22 protein-coding genes are annotated in these 24,642 nt (G+C 27.5%); 17 read left to right on the top strand and 5 right to left on the bottom strand.

Annotated elements, in window-relative coordinates; translation table 4 throughout:
• Nucleotides 1–26: 26 nt before the first annotated feature.
• The 10 genes from ACW95P_RS00725 to gap all read left to right on the top strand — a co-directional run bounded on the left by ACW95P_RS00725 (nucleotide 27) and on the right by gap (nucleotide 13,882).
• Nucleotides 27–1,127, top strand: coding sequence for a YitT family protein (locus ACW95P_RS00725; RefSeq protein ID WP_457961311.1), 1,101 nt, complete (start codon nucleotides 27–29; stop codon nucleotides 1,125–1,127).
• A 161-nt stretch (nucleotides 1,128–1,288) separates the two neighbouring features.
• Complete coding sequence (locus ACW95P_RS00720) at nucleotides 1,289–4,780, top strand: hypothetical protein (protein WP_457961310.1); 3,492 nt, start codon at nucleotides 1,289–1,291, stop codon at nucleotides 4,778–4,780.
• 240 nt (nucleotides 4,781–5,020) lie between these two features.
• Complete coding sequence (locus ACW95P_RS00715) at nucleotides 5,021–8,071, top strand: hypothetical protein (RefSeq protein ID WP_457961309.1); 3,051 nt, start codon at nucleotides 5,021–5,023, stop codon at nucleotides 8,069–8,071.
• A gap of 148 nt (nucleotides 8,072–8,219) precedes the next feature.
• A complete protein-coding gene (gene rsmD / locus ACW95P_RS00710) occupies nucleotides 8,220–8,765 on the top strand; it encodes a 16S rRNA (guanine(966)-N(2))-methyltransferase RsmD (protein ID WP_457961308.1) in 546 nt (181 codons plus the stop codon).
• A gap of 34 nt (nucleotides 8,766–8,799) precedes the next feature.
• Nucleotides 8,800–9,387: a guanylate kinase gene (gene gmk / locus ACW95P_RS00705; protein WP_457961307.1), complete on the top strand. Its 588-nt coding sequence runs from the start codon at nucleotides 8,800–8,802 to the stop codon at nucleotides 9,385–9,387.
• Entirely contained in the window at nucleotides 9,387–10,124 is a 738-nt protein-coding gene (locus ACW95P_RS00700) for a PP2C family protein-serine/threonine phosphatase (RefSeq protein WP_457961306.1), read from the top strand. The genes gmk and ACW95P_RS00700 overlap by 1 nt, the downstream gene beginning before the upstream one ends.
• Nucleotides 10,124–11,122 carry a serine/threonine-protein kinase gene (locus tag ACW95P_RS00695; protein WP_457961305.1) on the top strand — a complete coding sequence of 333 codons (999 nt, stop codon included), beginning with the start codon at nucleotides 10,124–10,126 and terminating at the stop codon, nucleotides 11,120–11,122. Before ACW95P_RS00700 ends, ACW95P_RS00695 begins: the two co-directional genes overlap by 1 nt.
• Entirely contained in the window at nucleotides 11,122–11,961 is an 840-nt protein-coding gene (rsgA, locus tag ACW95P_RS00690) for a ribosome small subunit-dependent GTPase A (protein ID WP_457961304.1), read from the top strand. Before ACW95P_RS00695 ends, rsgA begins: the two co-directional genes overlap by 1 nt.
• Entirely contained in the window at nucleotides 11,961–12,635 is a 675-nt protein-coding gene (locus ACW95P_RS00685) for a ribulose-phosphate 3-epimerase (RefSeq protein ID WP_457961303.1), read from the top strand. The genes rsgA and ACW95P_RS00685 overlap by 1 nt, the downstream gene beginning before the upstream one ends.
• Before the next feature lie 245 nt (nucleotides 12,636–12,880).
• Entirely contained in the window at nucleotides 12,881–13,882 is a 1,002-nt protein-coding gene (gene gap / locus ACW95P_RS00680; RefSeq protein ID WP_457961301.1) for a type I glyceraldehyde-3-phosphate dehydrogenase, read from the top strand.
• A 262-nt stretch (nucleotides 13,883–14,144) separates the two neighbouring features.
• On the opposite strand, the gene ACW95P_RS00675 is transcribed toward gap, so the two are convergent.
• From ACW95P_RS00675 to ACW95P_RS00665, 3 genes are all read right to left on the bottom strand, one after another.
• Nucleotides 14,145–14,462, bottom strand: a complete 318-nt coding sequence (locus ACW95P_RS00675; RefSeq protein ID WP_457961300.1) for a hypothetical protein — start codon at nucleotides 14,460–14,462, stop codon at nucleotides 14,145–14,147.
• Between the two features lie 168 nt (nucleotides 14,463–14,630).
• Nucleotides 14,631–14,933, bottom strand: a complete 303-nt coding sequence (locus tag ACW95P_RS00670) for a hypothetical protein (protein ID WP_457961299.1) — start codon at nucleotides 14,931–14,933, stop codon at nucleotides 14,631–14,633.
• A gap of 111 nt (nucleotides 14,934–15,044) precedes the next feature.
• Nucleotides 15,045–15,209, bottom strand: coding sequence for a hypothetical protein (locus tag ACW95P_RS00665; RefSeq protein WP_457961298.1), 165 nt, complete (start codon nucleotides 15,207–15,209; stop codon nucleotides 15,045–15,047).
• A 1,395-nt stretch (nucleotides 15,210–16,604) separates the two neighbouring features.
• On the opposite strand from ACW95P_RS00665, the gene ACW95P_RS00660 reads away from it, so the two are divergent.
• The 4 genes from ACW95P_RS00660 to mnmE all read left to right on the top strand — a co-directional run bounded on the left by ACW95P_RS00660 (nucleotide 16,605) and on the right by mnmE (nucleotide 19,742).
• Entirely contained in the window at nucleotides 16,605–16,925 is a 321-nt protein-coding gene (locus tag ACW95P_RS00660; RefSeq protein ID WP_457961297.1) for a hypothetical protein, read from the top strand.
• A gap of 210 nt (nucleotides 16,926–17,135) precedes the next feature.
• On the top strand, nucleotides 17,136–17,762 hold the full coding sequence (locus tag ACW95P_RS00655; protein WP_457961296.1) for a coiled-coil domain-containing protein: 627 nt from the start codon (nucleotides 17,136–17,138) through the stop codon (nucleotides 17,760–17,762).
• 326 nt (nucleotides 17,763–18,088) lie between these two features.
• The gene (locus ACW95P_RS00650; RefSeq protein WP_457961295.1) at nucleotides 18,089–18,295 is read left to right on the top strand and encodes a cold-shock protein; all 207 of its coding nucleotides are present in this window, start codon (nucleotides 18,089–18,091) and stop codon (nucleotides 18,293–18,295) included.
• Nucleotides 18,296–18,410: 115 nt separating this feature from the next.
• Nucleotides 18,411–19,742, top strand: a complete 1,332-nt coding sequence (mnmE, locus tag ACW95P_RS00645) for a tRNA uridine-5-carboxymethylaminomethyl(34) synthesis GTPase MnmE (protein WP_457961294.1) — start codon at nucleotides 18,411–18,413, stop codon at nucleotides 19,740–19,742.
• A gap of 21 nt (nucleotides 19,743–19,763) precedes the next feature.
• On the opposite strand, the gene ACW95P_RS00640 is transcribed toward mnmE, so the two are convergent.
• Together ACW95P_RS00640 and ACW95P_RS00635 are read right to left on the bottom strand one after the other, a co-directional pair.
• Complete coding sequence (locus tag ACW95P_RS00640) at nucleotides 19,764–20,450, bottom strand: TIGR01906 family membrane protein (protein ID WP_457961293.1); 687 nt, start codon at nucleotides 20,448–20,450, stop codon at nucleotides 19,764–19,766.
• Nucleotides 20,451–20,452: 2 nt separating this feature from the next.
• Nucleotides 20,453–21,325: a DegV family protein gene (locus ACW95P_RS00635; RefSeq protein WP_457961292.1), complete on the bottom strand. Its 873-nt coding sequence runs from the start codon at nucleotides 21,323–21,325 to the stop codon at nucleotides 20,453–20,455.
• A gap of 145 nt (nucleotides 21,326–21,470) precedes the next feature.
• Here ACW95P_RS00635 and tyrS point away from each other — a divergent pair, with 145 nt between their 5' ends.
• From tyrS to holA, 3 genes are read left to right on the top strand one after another with little or no spacing between them, the layout of a single operon-like run.
• Nucleotides 21,471–22,709, top strand: coding sequence for a tyrosine--tRNA ligase (tyrS, locus tag ACW95P_RS00630; protein ID WP_457961291.1), 1,239 nt, complete (start codon nucleotides 21,471–21,473; stop codon nucleotides 22,707–22,709).
• Nucleotides 22,710–22,730: 21 nt separating this feature from the next.
• Complete coding sequence (locus tag ACW95P_RS00625) at nucleotides 22,731–23,627, top strand: UTP--glucose-1-phosphate uridylyltransferase (protein WP_457961290.1); 897 nt, start codon at nucleotides 22,731–22,733, stop codon at nucleotides 23,625–23,627.
• A gap of 23 nt (nucleotides 23,628–23,650) precedes the next feature.
• Complete coding sequence (gene holA / locus ACW95P_RS00620) at nucleotides 23,651–24,583, top strand: DNA polymerase III subunit delta (protein WP_457961289.1); 933 nt, start codon at nucleotides 23,651–23,653, stop codon at nucleotides 24,581–24,583.
• Nucleotides 24,584–24,642 lie beyond the last annotated feature (59 nt).

Genomic DNA, 24,642 nt, shown 5'->3' with positions numbered 1-24,642 from the left:
AAAAAATATGCTATTATATGTCGATTATGAAAGATAAAAACTCTAAGTATCGCTTAACTAATGGTTGTAAAAATTTCTGCAATAATTTGAAATTAAATTCAGCTAATTTAGAACGCGTAACATTAAAATATGGCCAAACAGAGAAGTTTAATATTTTTAGATTTATCAAAGATTACCCATTAAGCATTTTAATGATGTTTTTTGCTTCGTTATTATTTAATTTTGGAATTCATTTTTTTGTTGTTCGTGCTGCCACCATTCCTAGTGGAGTAACCTCAATTCCAACTATTTTAACTTATATTTTTGAAGAATTAAAACCTTATTTTTCAATTTTATATTTAGCATTCAACTTACCAATTTTAATTTATTTTTGATTCAAGGTAAAAAAAAGTTTTATTTTTTTGACTGCTTCATGGATGATATTCCAAATTGTTTGGGAACAAATTTTACTAACAGGACCAATCCAACATTTTTTAATGTCAAACACAGAAATTAAATCAGGTTGAAAAATTTCTGATGGGACAGACCAATGATTAGCCTTGTATTACACTTTTGTAGGTGCTGTATTCGCCACAACTGGAATTGGTTTAACATGAAAATTTGGCGGTTCTTCAGGTGGAACTGATGTAATTGTTTACTTCTTTTCAGTTAAAAAACAAAAACCTGTTGGAATGTTTATGTTGTTGGTGTCAATTACAATTACTTTTTTCTCATTTTTAACAATTTATTTAACAGGTAATTTTATTAAAAATCCAGACAATAAAATTGATAAAATTTTAGGTATTAAAACAATTAGTACCATTATTTGAATGTTAATAATTTCTATGGGTGTGAATTTTATTTTTCCAAAGTATAAAAAAGTTTTAGTTTCAATTTATACAACTCCCGAAAAGCAAACAAAAATTATGCAACATTTATTAGCTATTAACTATTGACACTCTTTCAATGCTTGAAAAGGGACTTCAGGTTATACAAATCGTGAAGTAGCTAAAATTGAAACGGCAGCATTAATTTTAGAAGTTAATTTTTTAAAACGAGAAGTTAAAAAAATTGATCCTAACTGTTGAATTATTACTCGTAATATCAATGTCATTTCCGGGAAATTTGACACTACAAAAATTGATTAATTTTTTATCTATAAACGTCAAATAATAAATATGACGTTTTTTTTATTTAATTGGCAATGTTGATATAATTTAATATTTATTTAACTTATTTAAAATTTAAATAATTGTTGTTTTTAAATAATAATAATAATAATAATAATAATTACCTTTGAGGAGTTTCTATGAATAAAAAACTAATTAGACCACTTATAATTGGAAGTGCCGTTGGAGTTGTTGCCATTACTATCGGAGTTGTTGTCGCTGTTACCCTACCAAGTGGTAGTAAAGACAAAAAAACCGTAGTTCAACCTAAAGAAGAACTAACAATCGCTTTTGTTAGCGCTAAAACATCAAGTTTTAAAATTGAAGTTAAAAATTTGGAGGCTTATAAAAAACAAACTTTAACAGTGAAAGTTTATAAAAAAAATTCTAAAGTAACAGATAGTGCAACTAAAACCAAATCAATTGATGTAGCTGAAAAAACATCATCCATTTTAGAATTTACCGGCTTGAGTGCAGCAACTCAATATGTAATTGAAATTTTTAATGATAAAAATGAAGTTATTATAACTTCATCAGCCCAAACTAATCCAATCCCGCCACAAACTAAAACACCACTTGGGATGAAATTCGAAAACATTACAACTACATCAATGAAAGTTGTTTTAGTTGGATTAGATGCTTTTGTTGGTAAAGAAGTTTTTTTACAATATAATCCCAAGCCAACTGCTAATACTACAACAAGTTCAAGCAATGACAAAGTAACTCCGATTGATTCTGCACCAATGAAAGTAACTTATAGTAATAAAAATTCCTTAACATTTAATTTAACTAATTTATCACCTAATACCGAATATTTATTTAATTTATTAGAGAAAAAACAAAATAAATCTAATGAAATAATTATTAATAATGAAGAAGCTAAAACTTATGCTAATTTAGGGGCAAGTGAAATATTACAAACTTCAAATACTATTGCACTTGTTATTGCCGGTTTGGAAAAATATAATAATCAAAATTTAGTTGCTAGATTGTATAACAAAGCTTATGCTGATAAAATGGCGCGAGAAAAAGTAATAACTGAGGCAGCTAAAAAAGAGGAGGAAGAAAAAGCTAAAGTAGCCCCAAAACCTAATGCATCGCCAACATCTAGCTTAAAAATCTCAAGTTTTAATTTACTAGAAGCTCCAGGTGAGGAAGCTACTCCATCAGACCCAGAAACTCCCAGCCCATCTGAGCGAACAAAACCAGTCGCAGAAACCCCAAAAGATTCTGAATCAACCGAATCTTCAACATCTGATTCCACTTCATCTGTTGCAACTCAACCTGATGCTGAAAGCGCAACTACAACAGAAGATTCGAAAGCAAAATCGAATGAAGATAGCGCAGAAGCAAAAGTTACAGACGAAACAGAAACTAAAGCTGAAGAAGTTGCTTCTGAATCAGAAAATAATCCGGATGAGCCAGCACCAGCACTAGAGCCACCAGCACCTAGCGAACCAGCTTCACCAACAGAATCACCAAGCACAGATGAAGATGCTACAAAAGTAGAAGAAGACTCAGAGCCTACAACTGATCCAACATCTTCAGAAACTGATAAAACAAAAGAAGCGACAACTTCAGCAGAAACTAATCCTAATGATGATGGTTCAAAAGATCTGAATCCAGATTCTGCAGAACCAAATCCAGAAAATAAATCACCAACAGCCAAAGAAGAAGAAGAAGAAGAAGAAGAAGGGAAATCTGATTCAAGTGATAAAACAGATGAAGAAATCAATTCTCAGCCTGATACTCAAGATTCTCCAACCGATGATTCTAAAGATTCTGAGGCTGTTGTTCCAAAATCTGAAGTCCCTGAAGAATTATTAGAAACTGTTAAAGTTATTAATGGTGAATTAAAAGTTACTTTTAATAATTTAAAAACAAATACTGAATATGGCTTCCAAATTGTAAAACAAGTTGCTGGTAAAGCAGATGAAGTGATATTTAATCAAGCTCCAGGAAAAGATTTAAAAACTACTAATGAAGTTACTGCTACAGCTACACCAGGTCCAATTAGTAGTCAAATAAATGTTAAAAATTTAGCTTATAGTCAGCCTATTAATCAAAATTCAAAAATTGAATTATTAATTCGATTTGCTGAAAAAACTTCAGAAACAAAAGATTTTGGAAAAATTTTTGCTGGTGATAAAGATTATAGTGAGGCAATCGTTCAAGGTCAAGTATCTGCAACTCATGCCACGGATGGTGTTAATTTTCTTTTAAATAATTTAAAAGCAAATAAATCATATGTTTATCAAATTTATTTAAAAAATTTAGTATCAGCTCCGCTTTTAAAAATTCCAGGAGAATTTACAACTGAAAAACAATTTATCTTAAAACCAGCAGCAGATACAACTCACCCAAATCCGGTGATTGAAAAATCCAAAGCTATTTTAACTTTTACTAATTCAGAATTAAAATATAAAGATAAAACTTTAGAATTGCGTTATACAACAGATTTAACAAAAGGTTTTTTTGCTACAAATACTTTAAAACTTGAATCCACAACAAGTGAAGTGGGGACAGCTGATTCCAAAACTATTGAAGTTACTTTTACATTAAATGGGTTAGAATCACAAACTCAATATTACTATCAGTTATTTATCAAGGGTAATCAAAATCCGTTATTAGCAGAAACTGGAACTTTTACATCGGCCAAAAGTGTCAAAGTTAATATTGAAAGCATCAGCACTTCAAAAATTGTTTTAAGACTTACTGATTTAGATGCTTATGTAGGCAAAACACTAAAATTAATTACTGACGAAATTGAAGCTAAGGACGCAACTGAAAACGGCAATTGAGTAACTAAAACAATTTCAGGTATAACTAATGAGAATGCTAATAATTTACTTGTTGAATTAACAACAACAGAATTACCAAGTGAAAAAATTTATGGCTACAATTTATATTTAGATAATGAAGCAATTGCAGCTAAACCAACAGAAGTAGGATTTAAAACCAATGGTAATGAATTATTTAGTTCAGAAGAACAAGGGATTAAATACCCGTTATTGCAGCTACTTAAAATTGAGCAAAAAACATTATCATATAATCAATTTGTAGTTAAATTAGCTAATTTAAAATCATTAGTTGGTTATACTTTGTCAATTATGTATAAAAAAAATCTTGCAACTGAAAATTATCAACTAGGACAAAAAATTATACTAAATCCAGAAAATAGTAAAACAGAAGTTTTGCTAACATTAAATAATTTAGAAAAAAATACTCCTTATCAATATAAAATAGTTGCTCATAAAACTTTAGATGATAATCAATCAGAACAAGTATTTGATGTTGTGAGTGAAACAAATTTTACAACACTTGCAGAGCCGAAAATTGCTATTGCTAATTTAACAGGGTCAGGAGTTAAATTAACAGCCAATCATTTGGCAGCTTATATTAATAAAGAATTACGAATTCTTTATAAAAAACTTGGTGAGAGCAAGTGAATGAATGCAGGTACTACTGATCAAAAAATAACTGATGCAACAACAAATATTGAAGTTACACTATCGGGGCTAGATTCAGAGACATCATATCAATATAATTTAGCTGTTAAAAATGGTGAAAACTATGAGCCAATTTTCAAAGATTCTTTAAGTTTTCAAACTGAAAAAACAATTGCTAAATAATAGATATTTACTCAAAAAAACATAAAATTTTAAGCAAAAATTAATCAATTTACCTAAATTTTTCTATAAGTAATATTTATATTTAACAAAAGATATTTTTTAAAATTTGGTATAATGTTTTTTAACTAATATTAACAAACTTTAACTTTGTTATTTTTAAGAATGTAATATTTAGTTTTAAGTGTATTTTTAAAAGTGCTTTAAAAATACATTTTGCTATTTATCTAAGAGGTGCAAATTATGAATAAAAAACTATTAATTGGTTTATCTATAGCTGGTGTTGCTGCAGTTTCGGTTGTAGCAATTGCTTTAGGTGTAACCCTTTCGAAAAAAGAAGATAAATTAAATCCTACCGTTAGTTCAGTTAGTGTTCAAAGTAATCAAGCAACAATTAAAGTTACTGATGCTAAATTACAAGGTAAAGATTTTGAAGTTATTTTCACCCCTTCAGGTGCAGACGCAACTGGTTCAGCTGTAAAAAAAACAGTATCAATGGCTAATGATGCTACATGAATGGAAGTTACCCTTACAGGATTAGTGGCTTCTAAAGCATATGCTGTTAGTGTTAAAGTTGGTGAAGAAACTTTCCCAACACAATTAACAGTAACAACCCCTGCTCCGGTTGACACAACTCCACAACCCCCAGTGACCCCTGCAAAAATTACTCCTACAATTGCATTGGTTGAAACTTCATCTACTTCATTAACTTTTGTTGTTAACAAATTAGATGATTATGTAGGAGCAAATGTTTATTTAAGAGCTTTCGAAACAACTGAAACTAACGGAACTAAAACATACACTAGTTCAAGCACAACTTCTACACCCGTTTTAGTAACTGATACAAATAAAAACAATCAATTAAATATCAAAGTTGAGAATTTAAAACCAGGATCTGTTTACACAATTAGTTTAGTAACTTATGCAAAAGATGGAACAATAGCAGAAACAGATATTGCTATACTAGATAAAACAACAAGTCATAAAACACATCACACAACTGGCATAAATGATGTACAAATTACAGCCACCCCCACAGCACTTAGTTTTGATGTTTTAGGATTACAAAATTATGAAGGTGAAACACTAGTTATTGAATTATTAACTAATCCAACTTCAGGAACTGCAACACCTCCAACAACAACAACAACAACAACAACAACAACAACAACAACAACAACAACTCCATCTACAACCCCGCCTACTACATCTACAACCCCATCTAGCGGAAGCGAAACTCCTGCAGCAGCCGCTGCTCCAGCAGATACCTCAGTGACAACAAGCTCAAGTGTATCTCTTTCAGCAGCATCAGAAACATCATCGACCTCAGCTACAGCACCAACAGTTGAATCAGCTGAATTTATAACAACTTATGAAGTTAAAGTTAAAGACGCTAAGATAAATGCTACATTTAATAATTTAGCATCGAACAAAGTATATGGATTATCTCTAACAACAAAAGATAAGTCAATTAATGTTTTACAACTTGCACCAGGAGTAGTTTCAAAATTAAAAACAACAGAAAAAATTACAGCTACTGTTGAAAAAGGGGCTTCATCAGCAGAATTTAAATTAATGAAATTATCATACCCAAATACAGTGACAGCTGATTCTAAATTTAACTTTATTGTACGATATGCAGAAAAAAACTCTGAATATACTGATGAAATGCTTTTAAAAACTAAAGATCAATACAAAGAAGTGAAAATCAGTGTGCCAGCAACTGCAAATTCAGCAACTGAGGGTGTTAAAGTTTTATTAAAAGATTTAGAACCTAACAAAAACTATATTGCACAATTTTATTTAGAAGAATTGCCTGATTCAGCATTATTAGAAACTCCTATTGAATTCAATACACTAAAATATGCTTTCATAAAAAGTGGTTTCCCTCAATTATCTTTAAGTAAAGCTAAATTTGAATTTGAAAACTATGATACAAATTATCAAAGTAAAGAATTAGAACTTCGCGCAATCCCTGTTTCAGAAACAGATTTCCATAGTACAACAGCTAAAGTGGCTGCAGTCACATTAGGTGGATCAAGTGATGATAGTTGAGACAAAAATAAAGAATTCAATCTTACAGGATTAGCATCAGACACTGAATATAAATACCAATTATTTGTTAAGGATCATAAAAATCCTTTATTAGAAATGCCTGGAACATTTAGGTCAGTTAAATCAATCAATGTCGTTGTGACAAAGATTACATCCGAAAAAGTAACATTAACATTAAGTAGTTTAGATGCTTATATTGGTAAAAAACTTGTAGTTGTTACTGATGAACTAGAAGCTGAAGGAGAAACTTCGGCTGGTTCATGACATTCAAAAACTTTAACAGAAACAATTGATGAAACTAATAAAAATAATTTTGTAATTGATTTAACTTCAACTGAACTTTCTGGTGATAAAGAATTTGGATTTAGTGTATATGAAGAAGGAAAAGCGCCAACTGATGCTCCAAGTAATGTTTCACCTAAAGTACGATTAAATAATGAAGAGCTATATACAACTGAATCGCCATTACAATTACCAAAAGTAACAGAAGATAAAACTTCTGACACAATTACTGTTTCATTAGAAAAATTGAGCTCATTTGTTGGTCGTACACTAAAAGTTATATATCAACAAAAGACTGATGGAACATTAAAAGAAGCACTAACTTCTTTATTAGTATCTGAAAGTAATAAAGCGTCTAAAAATGATATAAGAATTAATGGATTAAATCCAGGAACAAATTACCAATACAAAGTAGTTGTTTATAAAACTGAAAATGAAGCTTTAGTAGCTGATTATGATTTAACAGAATTTAAAGATGTAACAACCTGAAAATCACCTACTCCAAAAGTTGAAAATATAACAGCTAATGCAGCTAAAATTTCAGCTAATAATTTACAAGATTACAGTGGTAAAAAATTAATTCTTAGATATAGAAAAGAAAGCGAAACAACTTGAATGGATGCCGGATCAGAAACACAAATTACTTCATCTACCACAACTATTTCACATGATTTAAGTTCATTAACAGCTAGCACAAGATATCTATTTGCTGTATTTGTAAAAGATGGCACAAACTTTACGGCATTAACAGCTACTACTTATGGATTTGATACAACTTCTGCTGATAGCGGTGCTTCTTCCGTAGATGCTAGTGCTCCGTCTGCTAGTGCTCCCGCATCAGAAGACTCCGCTTCTTCTTCTTCTTCTTCTGACTCCTCAGAAGCCGCCGTTGTTACCCCTGCTGCGGATACTACTTCCGGAGAAAGTGATGCAACAGCAGAAGAAACATCAAGTTAGTAATTTTTAAAATTACATTTATTTCAGTAATCACAAGCACATCATAAAAAGATGTGCTTTTATTTTAATATTATTTATTCTAAAAGTTAAAAAAGTTATAAATTTTAACTTTTTTAATTATGTAATTTTGATAAAATTAAATTTAACAATGTTGAGAATAATTGCAGGAAAATATAAAGGCATTAAAATTGATTATCCAGATTTAGAAATAACCCGACCCACGACTGATAAGGTACGCGAGGCAATCTTTTCTAGTATTCAATTTGAAGTTCAAAATAGTATTTGTTTGGATTTATTTTCAGGTTCAGGAGCCATGGCGATTGAAGCAGTTTCGCGCGGGGCAACTAAGGTTATTGCAACTGAAAAAAATCGCAAAGTTTTTCAAGTTTTAAATAAAAATATTAAAAAATTAAATATTAACAATATTGAAATTTTTAATACTGATGCTATCACTTTTTTGGAACATAAAAAAAATATTGAATTTGACTTTATTTTTTTAGACCCTCCTTATGAGCTTTTTGATATTTTAAATCAAAGTTTAGCTTTAATTAAAGCTCATAAACTGCTAAAAAAACATGGGATTATTATTTTAGAAACTAATGATATAGATCAAATTGTTTTACCTAAACATTTTTTAATACAAAAAACCAAAGTCTATAGTAAAACAAAAATTCTTTTCATTACGCAAGCTTAGCAATTTATTAAAAATAAAAAAGGAATTAATTAATATGAAAAAAAACAAAATTATTATTTTTTCAGGTCCATCCGGTGTTGGTAAAGGAACGATTGAAAAATTTCTTTTTAAAAATAAAGATTTACGTTTACGTTTATCACGTTCATTAACAACAAGAAATCCACGTGAAGGTGAAGAAGATGGTGTGCACTACTTTTTTATTTCAAAAGAAGAATTTCAAAATAAAATTGCTAACAAAGAATTAGTAGAATGGAGTGAACACTTCGGGAATTATTATGGAACATTAAATTCAGAAGTGGAAACAATTTTACTTGCTAATCATAACCCTTTTTTAGAAATTGAAACTTGAGGAGCAATTCAAGTTTTAGAATACTATACAAAAATGGGAAAAATTGATGAAGTTATTTCGATTTTTTTATTGCCTCCATCATTGGAAGAATTAGAAGAAAGAATTCGTAAAAGAGGAACTGAAAACGAAGAGCAGATTCATTTACGTTTATTAAAAGCACAAGAAGAATTAACGCATATTCGTCATTTTAAATACTTTATTGTTAATCAAGCAATTGAAAAAGCTGCTCAAGAAATAGCAACTATTATCAAAAAAGAGTTGGATGAGGATTAATGAAATTTTTTGCAGCAACAGATATTGGGACAATTAGAGAACAAAATCAAGATGCTTGAAAAATTTTGGACAACAAAGTTTTTACAATTGGAGTTTTATGTGATGGCATGGGCGGGCATAAGTTTGGAGCTTTGGCATCACGTTTTGCTACTCAAGCATTTGAATGGTTATTTTATAATGTCGCTTTGAAAAAGGATGATGTAAAAAACGTTGAAAAATGGTTTAGCCAAGGTGTAGATCAAGCGCTAAAGCTAATGAAAAAATCAGCTCAAGATGATGTTAATAAGTTAGATATGGGAACTACATTAGTAGCTTTTTTAAAGTTTCACGATAGTAATAAATGTTATTTTTTTAACATCGGAGATTCTCGAGCTTATATATCAAATCTTCAAAAAATTAAACAAGTTACAATTGATCACAATCGTTTAAACTATCAAATTAGATATGAAGGACTAACCTCTGAAGAAGCAACGAAAGATCCTTATAAAGACTTAATCACTTCATCTTTAGGACCTAGTAAAAAACTATTTCCTGAGCTATTTGTCTTACAAAATTCACCACAATATGTTTTTTTAACTACTGATGGAGTACATGATTTTATTACTAATGATGCTGTGCAAATTATTTTAGACAAACGCACATCACTAAAAAATAAAACTAATCAAATTATCAAGTTGGCACTAAGTAATGGGAGTGATGATAATTTGTCAATTTTGTTATTTAGATTGGATAAATAATGTTATTACCGCATTTTAAAACTCTAAATGAAAATTATCATGTGCTGCGCAAAATCGGTGAAGGTGGCATGTCTCGAGTTTATTTAGCCACAAGTAAAAAAAATCATTTGCGCTATGCTGTTAAAATTATGCATTCACCTAAAAATCGTCTTGAAAATAACAAAAAGCGGTTTTGGGATGAAATTAAAATTTTACAAAATTTAAACTCGCCATACATTACTGAAATGCATGATTATTGTTTTGATGAAAGGAATGAGGAATTTTATCTTGTTTTAGAATATGTTGAAGGCGAAATTTTGAAAGATGTTATCGAACGTAACGGCGGTCTCACTAATGATATGGCTTTAAATTATATTCAACAAATTGCTCAAGGTTTGAAAACATTACACGAACAAAATATTATTCATCGTGACATTAAGAGTTCAAATATTATGGTTAATAATGCCAATCAAGTTAAAATTATTGATTTCGGAATTGCAACTTACCGTTATACTGAAAATATTATTAAAAATAATAAAATTGTAGGCTCAGCTCATTATTTACCACCAGAAATTTTAAAAACTAACATTTTAATTAGAGAATCTTTTGATATCTATTCATTTGGAATTTTAATGTATGAAATGCTAATTGGTGAAACGCCTTTTTATAGCGATGAAAGTCAATTACCGCAAGAAATTTTAAATAAACAGGTGCAAGAAAAAATTTTATCACTATCTAAATTAAAAAATACAATTCCTCAAGCTTTAAGTCAAATTGTTGCAAAAGCAACACATAAGGACTGAAAGCAACGTTATCAAAGCTTAGATGAATTGATTCAAGATGTTGAAAATTTTATTAAACAAGAACAACACGGAAATAACAAACATAAAGAAGGCAAAAATTTTTGAAATTGGAAACATTTTAGTTTAAAAACAATTTTAATTTGACTTTCACTAGTGGCAATATTTTTACTAATTTTAGTTGTTGTTTTGGGTGTTTTATTTTGAGGTAATAATTAATGCGGGGTAAGGTAATTAGAATTAATGCTGGATTCTATGATATTTTTGATCAAGAAACGGAACAAGAATATCGTACACGGGGTAGCGGTAAATTGCGCAATTTAGAAACAAGTCCATTAGTTGGTGACTATGTTGAATTTGAGCCAAATGGATTTTTAACTAAAATTTATCCACGTCGCAATTATTTTACACGTCCTAAAATTGCCAACATAGACCAAGCTATTATTGTTATTTCACTTAAGGAACCTAAATTCTCGAGTTTATTACTTGATAAATTTTTGATGATTGTAGAGGCTAAAAAAATTCACCCAGTAATCATTTTTACAAAATATGACTTAAATCCAGACGATTCAATAGTGCAAAGTTATGAACAATTAAATTATCACTGTTTTCGTTTTTCCAAAACATCTGACCAAAATTTGGAAGCCTTACGTAAAATTTTTAAAAATAAAACTAGTGTTTTTATGGGTCAAAGCGGGGTAGGGAAAACAACAGCAATTAATTTATTATCCAACAATGATTTTGCTACACAAGCAATTTCAAAAGCATTAAATCGTGGTAAACACACTACAAGAGTAGTGCAAATCATTGCGTGAAATCAAGGCGAATTAATTGATACCCCCGGTTTTTCAAGTATTGAATTAGAATTAACACCACTTGAAAAAGCGCACTCATACCAAATGTTTGCTGAAGCTTCAAAGCGGTGTAAATACAAAACTTGCATTCATTTTAATGAACCGGAAAATGACTGTAATGTCAAAACTCTTGTAAAAGCAGAAATCATTCCACAGTGAAGATATGAAAATTACTTAAAATTACTTAATGAGGTAAAAATATAATGTTTAAAAAATTAGTTGCTCCTTCTATTTTAAATGTTGCTCCTGAAAATAGAATTTTTACAATTAAAAAGCTATTAGCTTTTGGAATTAAATGAATTCATTATGATATTATGGACGGTATTTTCGTTAATAATAATGCTATTTCAGTTGAAGAAATAACTGAATTTAAAAGGCATTGCCCTAAACATTTCAAAGATGCTCATTTAATGGTAATAAACCCATTAGATTATGTTATGCAATTAAAAAATAAAGTTGATTTAGTTACAGCACATTTTGAAGCTTTTAAAAATACTGCTGAAATCGAACATTTCATTAGCTTAACTTCTTCACTAAATTTACAATGTGGTTTAGCAATTAAACCAGACACTAATATTAAAGCGATTATTCCTTTTTTGCCAAACTTGAATGTGGTTTTAGTTATGAGTGTAGAACCTGGAGCTGGAGGACAACAATTTCAACCACAAGCACTTGAAAAAATTCGTGATTTAGTTCGTATTCGAAATAATCATGCATTAAAGTTTTTGATTCAAGTTGATGGTGGCATCAATGCCATTACTGGTCCTGAGGTATTTTTGAATGGCGCAGACGTTGCTGTTGCAGGAACATATTTAATTTCAGATATCAGTAAGGCTCGAATTGCAAGCATTTTAGCAACTCAAAAGCAAGATTTATAAAAGTATTTTAAATTTAAATAGAACTTTTTTGATGAAAAAAAGACATTTTTGGCTATTTATTAACTATAAAGACATTTTCATAAAAAAGTATTTTTTTTGTAAGAAAACTTTTGAAAACTTCGCCTTTATTGCTATATAATAGAGAAGATTAAAATACACATTTTGAATAAATAAAGACATTTAATTATCAATTATTTATTTTAGAATTTTAATTTTTTATTTTGAAAGGATCATAAATAAATAACATGAAAAAAATTGCTATTAATGGATTCGGTAGAATTGGTCGTTTAGTTTTTAGAACACTTTTAAAAACAGCAGCAAATGAAGTTGAAGTTGTTGCTATTAATGACTTAACAAGTCCAAAAATTTTGGCACACTTATTAAAATACGATTCAGCACATGGACGTTTTGATGGAACGGTTGAATCAACAGATACATCTTTAATTGTTAACGGAAAAGAAATTAAAGTTTATGCTGAAAGAGATCCGGAAAACTTACCTTGAGGACAATTGGGTGTTGATGTTGTCGTTGAAGCAACAGGGTTCTTTACATCAAAAGAAGGATCAGAAAAACACTTAAAAGCTGGAGCTAAAAAAGTTTTAATTTCTGCACCAGCTTCAGGTGATTTGAAAACAGTTGTTTTCAACGTTAACCACGAAATTTTAACTCCAAGTGATCAAATTGTTTCAGCTGCTTCATGTACTACAAATGCTTTGGCACCATTAGTACACTTCATGGATAAAAAATGAGGAATTGAAAAAGGATACATGACAACAATTCATGCTTATACAGCTGACCAAAGATTACAAGATGCACCACACAACGACTTGAGAAGAGCACGTGCTGCAGCATTCAACCTTGTTCCTTCAACAACCGGAGCAGCAAAAGCAATTGGTTTAGTAGTGCCTTCATTAAATGGAAAACTAGATGGAATTGCTTTAAGAGTTCCAGTTATCACAGGATCATTTGTTGACCTTGTTTTAGAACTAAAACACGATGCAACTGAAGCTGAAATTAATGCTTACATGAAAGAAAATGTTTCAGAATCATTTGGGTATACAGATGAACCAATTGTTTCAGCTGATATCATTGGTGAAACACATGGATCAATTTTTGATGCTACATTAACAAAAGTTATGGAAGTAAATGGTAAAAGACTTTACAAACTTTACACATGATATGACAATGAATTGTCATATGTAAATCAATATGTAAGAGTTTTAAGATACTTCGCTAAATTGGTTTAATTAGCATTAACACATATAAAAAAACAAATTCTGCCCAGAGAATTTGTTTTTTTATTATATTTTTTTAAAAGCAATTCTAGCTTTAAATTTTTTAATTTTATAACCATTTATAAAATTGTTATAACCAACTAAAATATTGTTTTTTAAATTGTTGCTTTTGAATTCAAAAGTAACTTTTATTATAATTTTTTTATTTAAAACTAAGTTTTATTAATTATTTTTAAAAAAATGAAAAACAGGCTATTCAACCTACTTTTTTAAATTATTCTAGCTCAATAAATTCTGATTCAATGGTTTGATTTTTTGATTTAAAGATTATACCTATCGGAACTTTTTTTCTATATTTTTTATATTGATTATATCTTTCTAATCTATTAACAATATTTTGTTGAATTTTGGCACTATTAGTTTTAGGGATTATTGCGAAATATGTTAAAGGTTCATCAATGGCTGCTTTTGCTGCTATAATCGGAAATCCTTTTTCTATTTCGAATGCAATAGCACCATAATTAACAATATTTAAATAAATATTATTGTTTTGAATTACAATAGAATCTAATGTTCTTTTTCCATAAATCATTGTTTGAGTTTCAAAAAAATAAACTAAATCAAATTTTTCAAAAAATTTATCATTAATTTTTTTTCATAGAAATTCAAAAAATTATTTAAAAATCCTGTTTTTTCTTCATATTCTTTATTAGATTTGTTATCTTCTAAAATGATTTTCTTTAATTTATTACTAAATTTTTTAAACTCAGAAAAATCACTTGCAACCATAAAGTGATCCAAAATATTGAAAATCAAATTTAGTTTTTATAATACTTGGTTTTTCGTATAATTTTTCATTTTTTTCAAAATCAAAATCAATATATTTATTTATATTAACTTTTTTACCAGTTGGTTTTTCATCTTTGGAATTCATTTTACCCTTGTTTTCTATTTCATTATTTTTTTCTTTTGTAAAAAGTAAATAAGGTATTAAAACTATTGGAATTACAAGTACAGAAAATATAGAAAAAATAATTAAAAATTTCTTTTTATTTTTTAACATATGTTACAGCTAAAACATCATCAATAAAATTATTTAAAATGAAATCCTTATATTTTTTAGAAAGTAAACTTACATCTTTGTAAATATTTTTATTATTTTTAAATTGGTATTTTAAAAGTAATTTAATTCTATATGTTCTGTATTGTTTTGGACAATTTCACCATTTTGGTTTAAATAATGATTAACATTTTGAAATTCTGATCTTTTAATTAATTTATCTTTTAATAAATCTGAATAATTATTTATATCTTCTTTATTATTAAGGGAATAGCTCATAGTTGATGAAACAAATATTGCAGTAGTCTCTAAAAATGAACTAGGTAAAATTAAATAATTTTTTGTTTTTTGTTTTTCATAATTAAAACTCCTTTTTTAAATAATAAATAAATATTATTTTTAAAAATTACTTAAATTAAAATTAGAAATATTAAATATTTTAATTATTTTAAAAAACCTTCCTTATAAAAGAATTATAAAATAAATAAAAATTAACTTTATAAAAATGTAAAATTTTTACTTTATATTTAAAATAATGCAAATTTTTATTAAAATTTATTTTTAAATAATTTAAAATTTACATTACTTGAAAAAGTTTTTTTGATATTTTTTGTATTTTAAAATAACCATTATTTTCTATAATGAAATCATTCAATTCTTTGTTATTTAACTTAATAAAAGATTCAACTAGTTTTTTATTTTCATTACTTCTTTTAAATAATATTTGATCTATTAAATTGTTAATTTTTTACTGTTTTTCTTTATTAGAGTACTTTTTTTCTATTTAATTTATTGCAATACTATTTTCAAAAAAGATGAAAAAACCATAACTTTTTTCATAAATTTCAAAAGATTCTAATCATTTTAATGGTTTTAAATATCTTGCCATAATAAAAAAATTAATCTTCAAGTTTGAATGTCTTAATATTGGATCAAAGTTAATTTTGTGGTTCGCTTTTTTGCCCTAGTTTATTGAATAACTAAAATATTGTTTTTTAAATTATTGTTTTTGAATCCAAAAGCAGCTTTATTATAGTTTTTTATTTAAAACTAAATTTTATTATCTATTTTCAGCTAAAATTTTAGCTTTTTACTAGTTTTTAAAAATTTAACTTTTATTAAAAAGTATTATTTTACTTATTTTTTTAATTAGAAATAGATTTTTTTTAAAAAATGTAAAAAATTTTTTATTAAAAATGATTGTTTTTAGCGATATATAAATGAGTAAGAAATTAAACTCAATTAAAAATAGCTAATGTTTTCATTAGCGCAAAATGTATTTTAAAAATACTATTTTAATAAAGTGAGGAATCATGCAAAATTACTATCAAAATGCAATAAGTGTTTTAAATTTAAGTTTTTTCGACCCAATGGGAGAAAGTTTTTGAAAAAATATTAATACTAAATGCTGATGTGAAACATTAGTTATTAATGAAATAAGTTTTCAAGCATATAAAAATGATTCTTTAAGAGTGGAAAAAGAGTGATAAACCCACTTTAAAGAAATCTTTTCTATTTTTAAACAGATGATGTGCTTATTTTCTATAGGTTTTTTTGTCTAAAAATAAAAAATATTTAAATATTTTTAAAAAACTTTTTCACATTTTTAAAAATTTTGCTTATTTTAAAACATTTTATTTAATTTTATAAACTAATTAAATACCGAGGAAAAAAATGAAAAATTATTATTATGAAAAACTTAATTCAACTGATTTGAATTTAATTCCAAATACTAATCAACAACTTGTAAATAGAACGAATCAAAATTCCCAATTTACATTAAACAAAAATTATCTAAATAATTTTGACATAAATTACAAACCAAATGATTTAGATAATTATTTTGATTATCAAAAGCTTAATGAACAAAATATTCAGCTTGCTTTTGATGAACAAGATTATGAAGGTTTAGACTGAGATGATGATGATTGTGAATGTATTCATGTTATTGATGAAACATCAAATAACTTAAAAAGAGGCAATAATGAAAAATAATGAGTCTACTTATAGAAAAATTTTTGCTTTGCTATGAAAAATTATTTACTTAACACTCCGTAGAGTTTTTTTAGAAATACGTTATAGAATTTTATTATTTACGTTCTGATTTAGAAAAGCTTTAATAAATTGATTTACAGGCAACCTTTAATTACATTATTTAATAAAAAAGCTTATTAGTTAATCATTATTTATTATAAAGGAGAAAAAATGTCAAAAAAACCTTTTGATTTGTCAAATGTTGTTCCAAATTTTGAATATAATTTAAATAAATCATACTTTATAAAACTATTAACTCATTCTGATGTTGTTAAAATCATGATAAAATTTTTAAATGATGATAGTGCTCAATTCAGTGGGGTAATTCAAGGAGTTAAAGATATGAAAAAACAGCCAAGACCAAGTATAAATAGTCGATTTGATAATCTGGAAAAAATAGTGCACGAGTTATACGGAATGGTTAGTTCTAACACTAATAAAATTAATGAACTAGCAAGTATTATTGGTGGAATTTCAACTACTGTTACTACACTTGTTAATACAGTTAATGGAATTGTTACAACTCTTAATAATTTAGCTCAAAGAGTAGATGATTTAACGACACGTGTAGATGATTTAACAATACGTGTAGATAATTTAACGAGACGTGTAGATGATTTAACAATACGTGTAAATGATTTAACTGTAACTGTTAGTGAAATAAAATCAAAACAAGAAGATTTGGAACGAAGATTTGTTGAAAAAGATGCGAGAGATCAGCAAAACTTTACTGAAATTAAAGCTGAAATAGTTGATATTAAGCAAAGAGTGACTATTTTAGAAAGTTACCACCAATAATTGTTTTTAAATTCATTTAACAATAATTTTAATAAATAAAATTTTTAAAATCAAATAACTAGCAAAATAATTTATTAGCTAGTTATTTTTTCAATTATTATAAAAAAATAAGTTTTGAAGCTAATAATTTGCTTTATGCTTGGATTAGTTATGTTAATGTGTATAATCTATTTAGCTTGTTTTATGGTTATTGCTTTTGATTTGTAAAGTTTTTAAACAATATATAAAAAGAGAAGATTAATTAATATAAGATAAGTATCAAAATTTATAAAATAACTTTATAAATATCTTTTTGATATTTTTAAAGTTAATAGAAGGACTGAAATATGAAATTACAAGGTAAAGTTAAATGATTCAACGAAACTAAAGGATATGGTTTTGTTGTGGCAGATAACAATCAAGACTACTTTTTCCACTACTCTTCATTACCTGGAGATCGTGGGTTTAAAACTATCGAAAATGACGAAAGAGTTGAATTCGAAGTTGAAGACAAACAAGGTAAAAAACAAGCAGTAAGAATTACTGTTTTATAAAAAAAGTTTTTTAAAACTATTTATTGCTATTAGGAGTTAAAACCTAATAGTTTTTTTTATTATTTTTTCGGTAAAAAAATAATTTTTTAGTAATTTGCATTAAAATTATTAAACTATGTTTGATACAATTGCGGCTATTGCTTCAGGAAATTTAGTTAATCAAGCGATTTCAATTATTAGGGTTTCAGGTCCTGATAGTTTTTGCATTCTAAAAAAAATTTTTAAAGGAACAATCGGAACTAATAAAACTATTACTTATGGCAAGATATACGATGGTGAAACACTAATTGATGAAGTATTAGTGAATTGGTTTGAAGCTCCTAATACTTTTACCGGGGAAAATATAGTAGAAATTAATGCCCATGGCGGAATTGTTAATACTAATATGATTTTGAAATTATTATTATCACATGGTTGCCGACTAGCTGAACCCGGGGAATTTTCACGTCGTTCATTTTTAAATGGCAAAATGGATTTAGTTAAAGCTGAAGCAATTAATGATTTAATTCATGCTAAAACCCAAAAACAAGCATTAACTTCAGCAACAAAATTTTCTAATGCTACTTCAGATTTAATTGATCAAATGTTGCAAGAAATTTTGCTATTAATTGGTCATTGTGAAACTAACATTGATTATCCAGAAATTGATGATATTGAAGAATTAACTAGTCAAACACTATTACCAAAAATTTTGCAGCTTTTAAATCGTTTAGAAAACATCATTATTCAATCAGAAAAAGCACAATTAATTTTTCAGGGGATTAATGTTGCAATTGTAGGCCAACCAAATGTTGGTAAATCTTCATTATTAAACGCTTTATTAAAAGAAGAAAAAGCGATTGTAACTGATTTAGCTGGAACAACCCGCGATATTGTTGAGGGACAATGACAAATGCAAGGTATTTTATTTAATATCAAAGATACTGCTGGAATTCGCAAAAGCGATAATGTTGTTGAAAATATTGGGATCAAAAAATCATTAGCTGCCATTGATCATGCTGATATAGTAATTCATTTAATTGATACAACGAATTATTTTAGCGATTTCGATGAATTAATTGCGCAAAAATCACATAATAAAATTTATTTACAAGTTATTAATAAAAAAGATTTATTAACAAACAAAGTATTTGACCCGCAAAAAATTTATATTTCTGCTAAAAATAATGATTTAGTTCAGTTAGAAGAAAGCATTTTTCAACACTTACCAAATTTAACTGATCTAAATGACTATGAAATTGTTAACAACACAAGACAATTAGCATTAATTAAGAAAACAAAAATAGCATTAGAAAATGCTATTCAAGGTTTAGAATTAGGATTCGGGCCAGATGTTGTGATTGTTGATTTGCACAATGCATGAGCCAATTTAGCTACTATTGTCGGCAAGGCAGATACAGATAATTTATTAGATTCCATGTTTACAAATTTTTGCTTAGGAAAATAATTATTATAATGATTATTGGTCTTAACTAATAATCATTTTTTGTTGTTTTTTATGTTGTAGTTTTTTAAATCGAATTCGATTGATTTTTCATCCAATAATTGTTACTAAAAATTGACCAGTAAGCCAAAAAGCTAAAATAAATAAAAGACTATTTCTAAAAAATTTTCAAGGTAAAATTTTGATGTAATCATCAGTATTTGGATCAAAAATTCAATAATTATTGCCAAAAAATATTTTGTGCAATTTTTCAAATAAATTACCAAAATCAGCAAAAACAATAATTCCAATTACAACTAAGATAAATCCAAAATAAGAAATGTTTCAAATTCAGTAATATTTAATTTTAAAAATGAAGCAAATAATAGTTAAAAATAAAACTAAAATTAAAGAAATAATGGTAGTAATTCCAATTATGCTCATTATGTTTTTAACTTCTTCAAAATGAATTTTTGCTGTTTCAGAAATTTTAAAAGTAGATTGTGTTAAATCACCATTTTTAAAATAATCCAAATAATCTATCAAAATATTATAATTTTGAATTATTTCAGGTCGTTTAAAACCACTTGTTGCTGGAATATCTAAATAATCAACTTGTCAATAATAAAATCAGCGCGAATAAAAGAATCCAACAATAACAATGCCTAATAATGTATAAATTATTAAACTTGATAAAATTACATTAAGTAAAAAAGAAATAAATTTTTTCATAATTACTTTTTATTAGTTATCTCCATTAATTCTTGAAAAGTTTGATCATTAATATCTAAAACACCAAAAGCAACAGCTTCAATTCCGGTGTGAACTGAAATTACTCCAGGAATTGGGAATAAAGGAACATCATTTACTTTAACATCAGTAACATTCTTAAAATGTTCAACAAATTCATCAATATTTTTATTGCGTGAATGCACAATTAATCTTTTATAATTTGGAAATTCACTCGCAACTTCGTTAAAATATTTAGTTACAGTTTTAGAAAAAATTCTTCCCTTACCAGCACTTTCTAATTTTCCATTACGCAATTCAATTACTGGTACAATTTTTAATAATTTTGCAATTGCTGCAGCTGCCGGAGTTAAACGTCCTCCTTTAACAAGAAAATCATTAAATTTAGGAATTAGAATAAAACGACCATGTAAATCTTTCTCCATTTTAGCAAATGCCTGCTCATATGCAACACCATTTTTTAAATCATTTTCAAAATTAATTAAATCAATTAAAGTTAACACTGAAACCTTGTTAGATTTTACAACATTAACTTGAGGGTATTGTTCTAAAACTTTTGTTAAATTGTTATATTGGGATGATAATCCAGCACTAATTGGATAAATAACAATTTTGTCATACTGTTCTGCAATCAATTTCTCAACCAATTCTACAGCTTGCCCTAATGGGGTTGAAGAAGTTGAACAAGTTGACTCCGGTGTTAAAAAATTAAATAACGTTTCTGATTGGATGTCAATTCCATCTTTATATTCAATAGAATCGATTGTAAAATAAAGCGGCAAAAAAAATCATTTTTTTCTTGCGGCCTGAGCTTGCGTTAAACCACAAGCTGAATCAACAATAATTGCAACTTTCATAAGTCTTATTATACTTTAATTATTAAAATGCAAAAACTCTAGTAGTTTCTATCTTTTAAAAATTTTTAAATTATGTAAAATTTAAATACTTTAAATAATAATTTATTGGTAAATTAATCTCTTAACTTAATAAAGGGTCAAAAATATGATAAATGTAATTCAAGATTTAAAACAACGTGGTATTTTAAAAGATGTTACTAATTGGGATAAGTTAGCTAAAATGGATTTAAATTCTGGTGTTTACATCGGTTTTGATCCTACAGCCGAATCATTGCATTTAGGTAATTATGTTCAAATTATAGTTTTAAAACATTTTGCTAATGCTAATCAACCAGTAGTTGCAATTTTGGGTGGTGCAACAGGAATGATTGGCGACCCTTCATTTAAAGCGGGAGAACGAGCGTTATTATCACAGAAGACTTTATTAAATAACAAAGCCCAAATTCAAAAACAATTAGAATCTTTTGGTTTGGAAGTATTTGATAACTTAAAAATTTATGAAAATATGAATGTTTTAACATTTTTACGTGAAGTGGGTAAAACTACTAATATTTCAACAATGTTAAATCGTGAATCTGTTTCAGCGCGAATTGAAAACGGGCTTTCTTTTACTGAATTTTCATACCAATTAATTCAAGGGTGAGACTTTAAGTACTTATATCAGCATAAAAATGTTATGTTGCAGGTTGGTGGCTCAGATCAATGAGGCAATATTGTTTCGGGAATTGATATCATCCGTAAAACTTTGGGTGATGATAATTTAGCTGTTGGAGTAACAATTAATTTACTAACTGATGCTCAAGGTAATAAATTTGGTAAGTCAACTGGCGGGGGTTCATTGTGATTGGATCCACAAAAAACTTCGCCATTTGCAATGTACCAATTTTTAATTAACCAGTCAGATTCTGAAGTTGAAAAATTATTAAAATGATTAACTTTTTTACCGCTTGTAGAGATTGAAAAACTTTTAGAATCGCATAAAACTGCTCCATTTAAGCGTGAAGCTCAGAAAGTTTTAGGTTTTGAAATAGTCAAAGATATTCACGGGATTACAGCAGCTAATAATGCCATTGCAATTACTGAAAAATTATTTAGTCAAGCAAATGATTTATCAGCACTTTCAGAAACTGATTTTGAACAACTTACTACAGCTTTGCCATTTTTAGAATTAACGGCCGAAACAACATTAGAAGCTGCAGTTTTGGCTATTGCGGCAGCAAATTCAAAGCGAGAATTAAATGAATTTAAAGCTCAAAATACATTTGAGTTAAATGGTTCAAAAATAATTGATTGAACTAGTAAATTGGGGTCAAATTTATTTAAAGCTAACTTTGCAATTTTAAGAAAGGGTAAAAAACAATATTTTATTTTTAAAATAAAATAAAAATTTTGTTTTTAATTAAAAATGGAAAATCAAACTAAAGTAAAAAAACTTGTAATTCCAGCGGCAGGATGAGGAACTAGGTTTTTACCAATTACAAAAGTTGTTCATAAAGAGCTAATACCAATTTTAAATCGCCCTATTATTGAATTATTAGTTGAAGAAGCTTTAGCAGCAGGGATTGAAGAAATTATTTTAGTAATTTCACCACGAAAACTAGAAATCAATAGCTATTTTTTAATTAATGAGGAATTGGAAAAAGAATTATCAGAAAAAGCTAAACAAGAATTATTAACAACATTGAAAAAAACTAATATTTCCGAACACATTACAGTTGCTTATCAAACACAACAATTGGGATTAGGACACGCAATTGCTAAAGCGGCTAAGTATATAAATAATGAACCCTTTGCTGTAATTTTAGGAGATGATTTAATAGATGCTGATGTTCCGGCAATTCAACAATTAATTGAACAATTTAATAAATTAAATAGTTCAATTGTAGGTGTGCAAACTGTTGAATATCGTAATTTATCAAAGTATGGTATTGTTAAGCCAAAATATGATGCTGAAAAAAATAAACAACTTTTTGAAATTGTTGATGCAGTTGAAAAACCTCAACCAGACCAAGCTCCAAGCCAAAAAGCAATTTTAGGACGTTATGTTTTCACTCCAGAAATTTTAAAAATTTTAAGTAAACAAAAACCTACATTAGGCGGAGAGGTTCAATTGGTTGATGCTTTTGACGAGTTAATGCAAACTCAAAAAATCTATGCCTTTGAATTTGAAGGAAAACGTTATGATTTAGGAGCTGTTGAAGATTTTGTTAAAGCAAATGTTGATTATGCATTAAAAGATCCGAATTTAAAAACTCAAATTGAAGATTTTATTATTCAAAAAGCAGCAGTAATTAAAAAATAAATGTTGTAAAACAAAAGGAGCTTATGTATTTAGTAAATGGTGAAGATGATTTTTTAGTTCAAAAAACTGTAGAAAAAATTTTAAAGCAAAAATATGCAAATCATAATTTAATTATTTTTACAGCTGAAACTAATATTGAACAAATTATTAATGAACTTTTAAGTTTTGGTGTTTTTAGCGAAGCTAAAATTATTTGGTGAAAAAATTCACCATTTTTAAAAACTAATGCAAAAAATGATGAATTTTTTAAAGATTTATTAGCGATTTTAAATACCAAAAATCACCAACCCATTATTTTTAGTACTATAGAAAAATTGGAACCATTAAAAAATCAACTTGTAAGTTTTATTATGCAACACGGCAAGCTCCAAAAAGTACCTAAATTAACACCTGAATCTAAATTTGAATATGTTAAAAAAATGGTTAATAGTTTAGGCGGCGAAATTGAAGATGCTGACTTGGTGTTATTAGCTGAAAAATTGCCATTAGATTTTTCGGCGATCCACAACACAATTACAACAATGGTTTTAAAAAATCCAAAATTATCTTTTAATGATGTTGAAAATCTAGAAAATTTACAAACTCAATATGATCCATTTGAATTTGTAAATACATTTGCGGATTTTCATGAATTAGCAATTTTACAAAGTTATCAAAATGAAATTAAAAATGGCACAGAAGTGCCGGCAGTCATTGCTAAGCTTGCTAATTTTTTAATTTTAGCATCACAGGTTTATTCTTATAAACAGAATAGCTTTGAGGGACAAGCAATTGCTAATATTTTAAAAATTCACCCTTTTCGAATTAAAGTTGCCGAACGATTTTTAAAAAAAGTGAGCGCTCAAAAATTAGCAGATTTAATTAATCATTTAGCAGACCTAGATAAAAAAATTAAATGTGGTCAAGTTAACGCCAGCGCTGGTTTTTATCATTATATTTTTAGAGCAACAAAATAATCATGCTTTTAATTGTATTTGCAAATGACATTGTATTAAACAATGTTTTGCAAAAATAT

The sequence above is a fragment of the Mycoplasma pogonae genome (genome assembly GCF_054170725.1).
The sequence above is the reverse complement of the archived record's forward strand: the minus strand, read 5'-3'. Positions and strand labels throughout refer to the sequence as shown.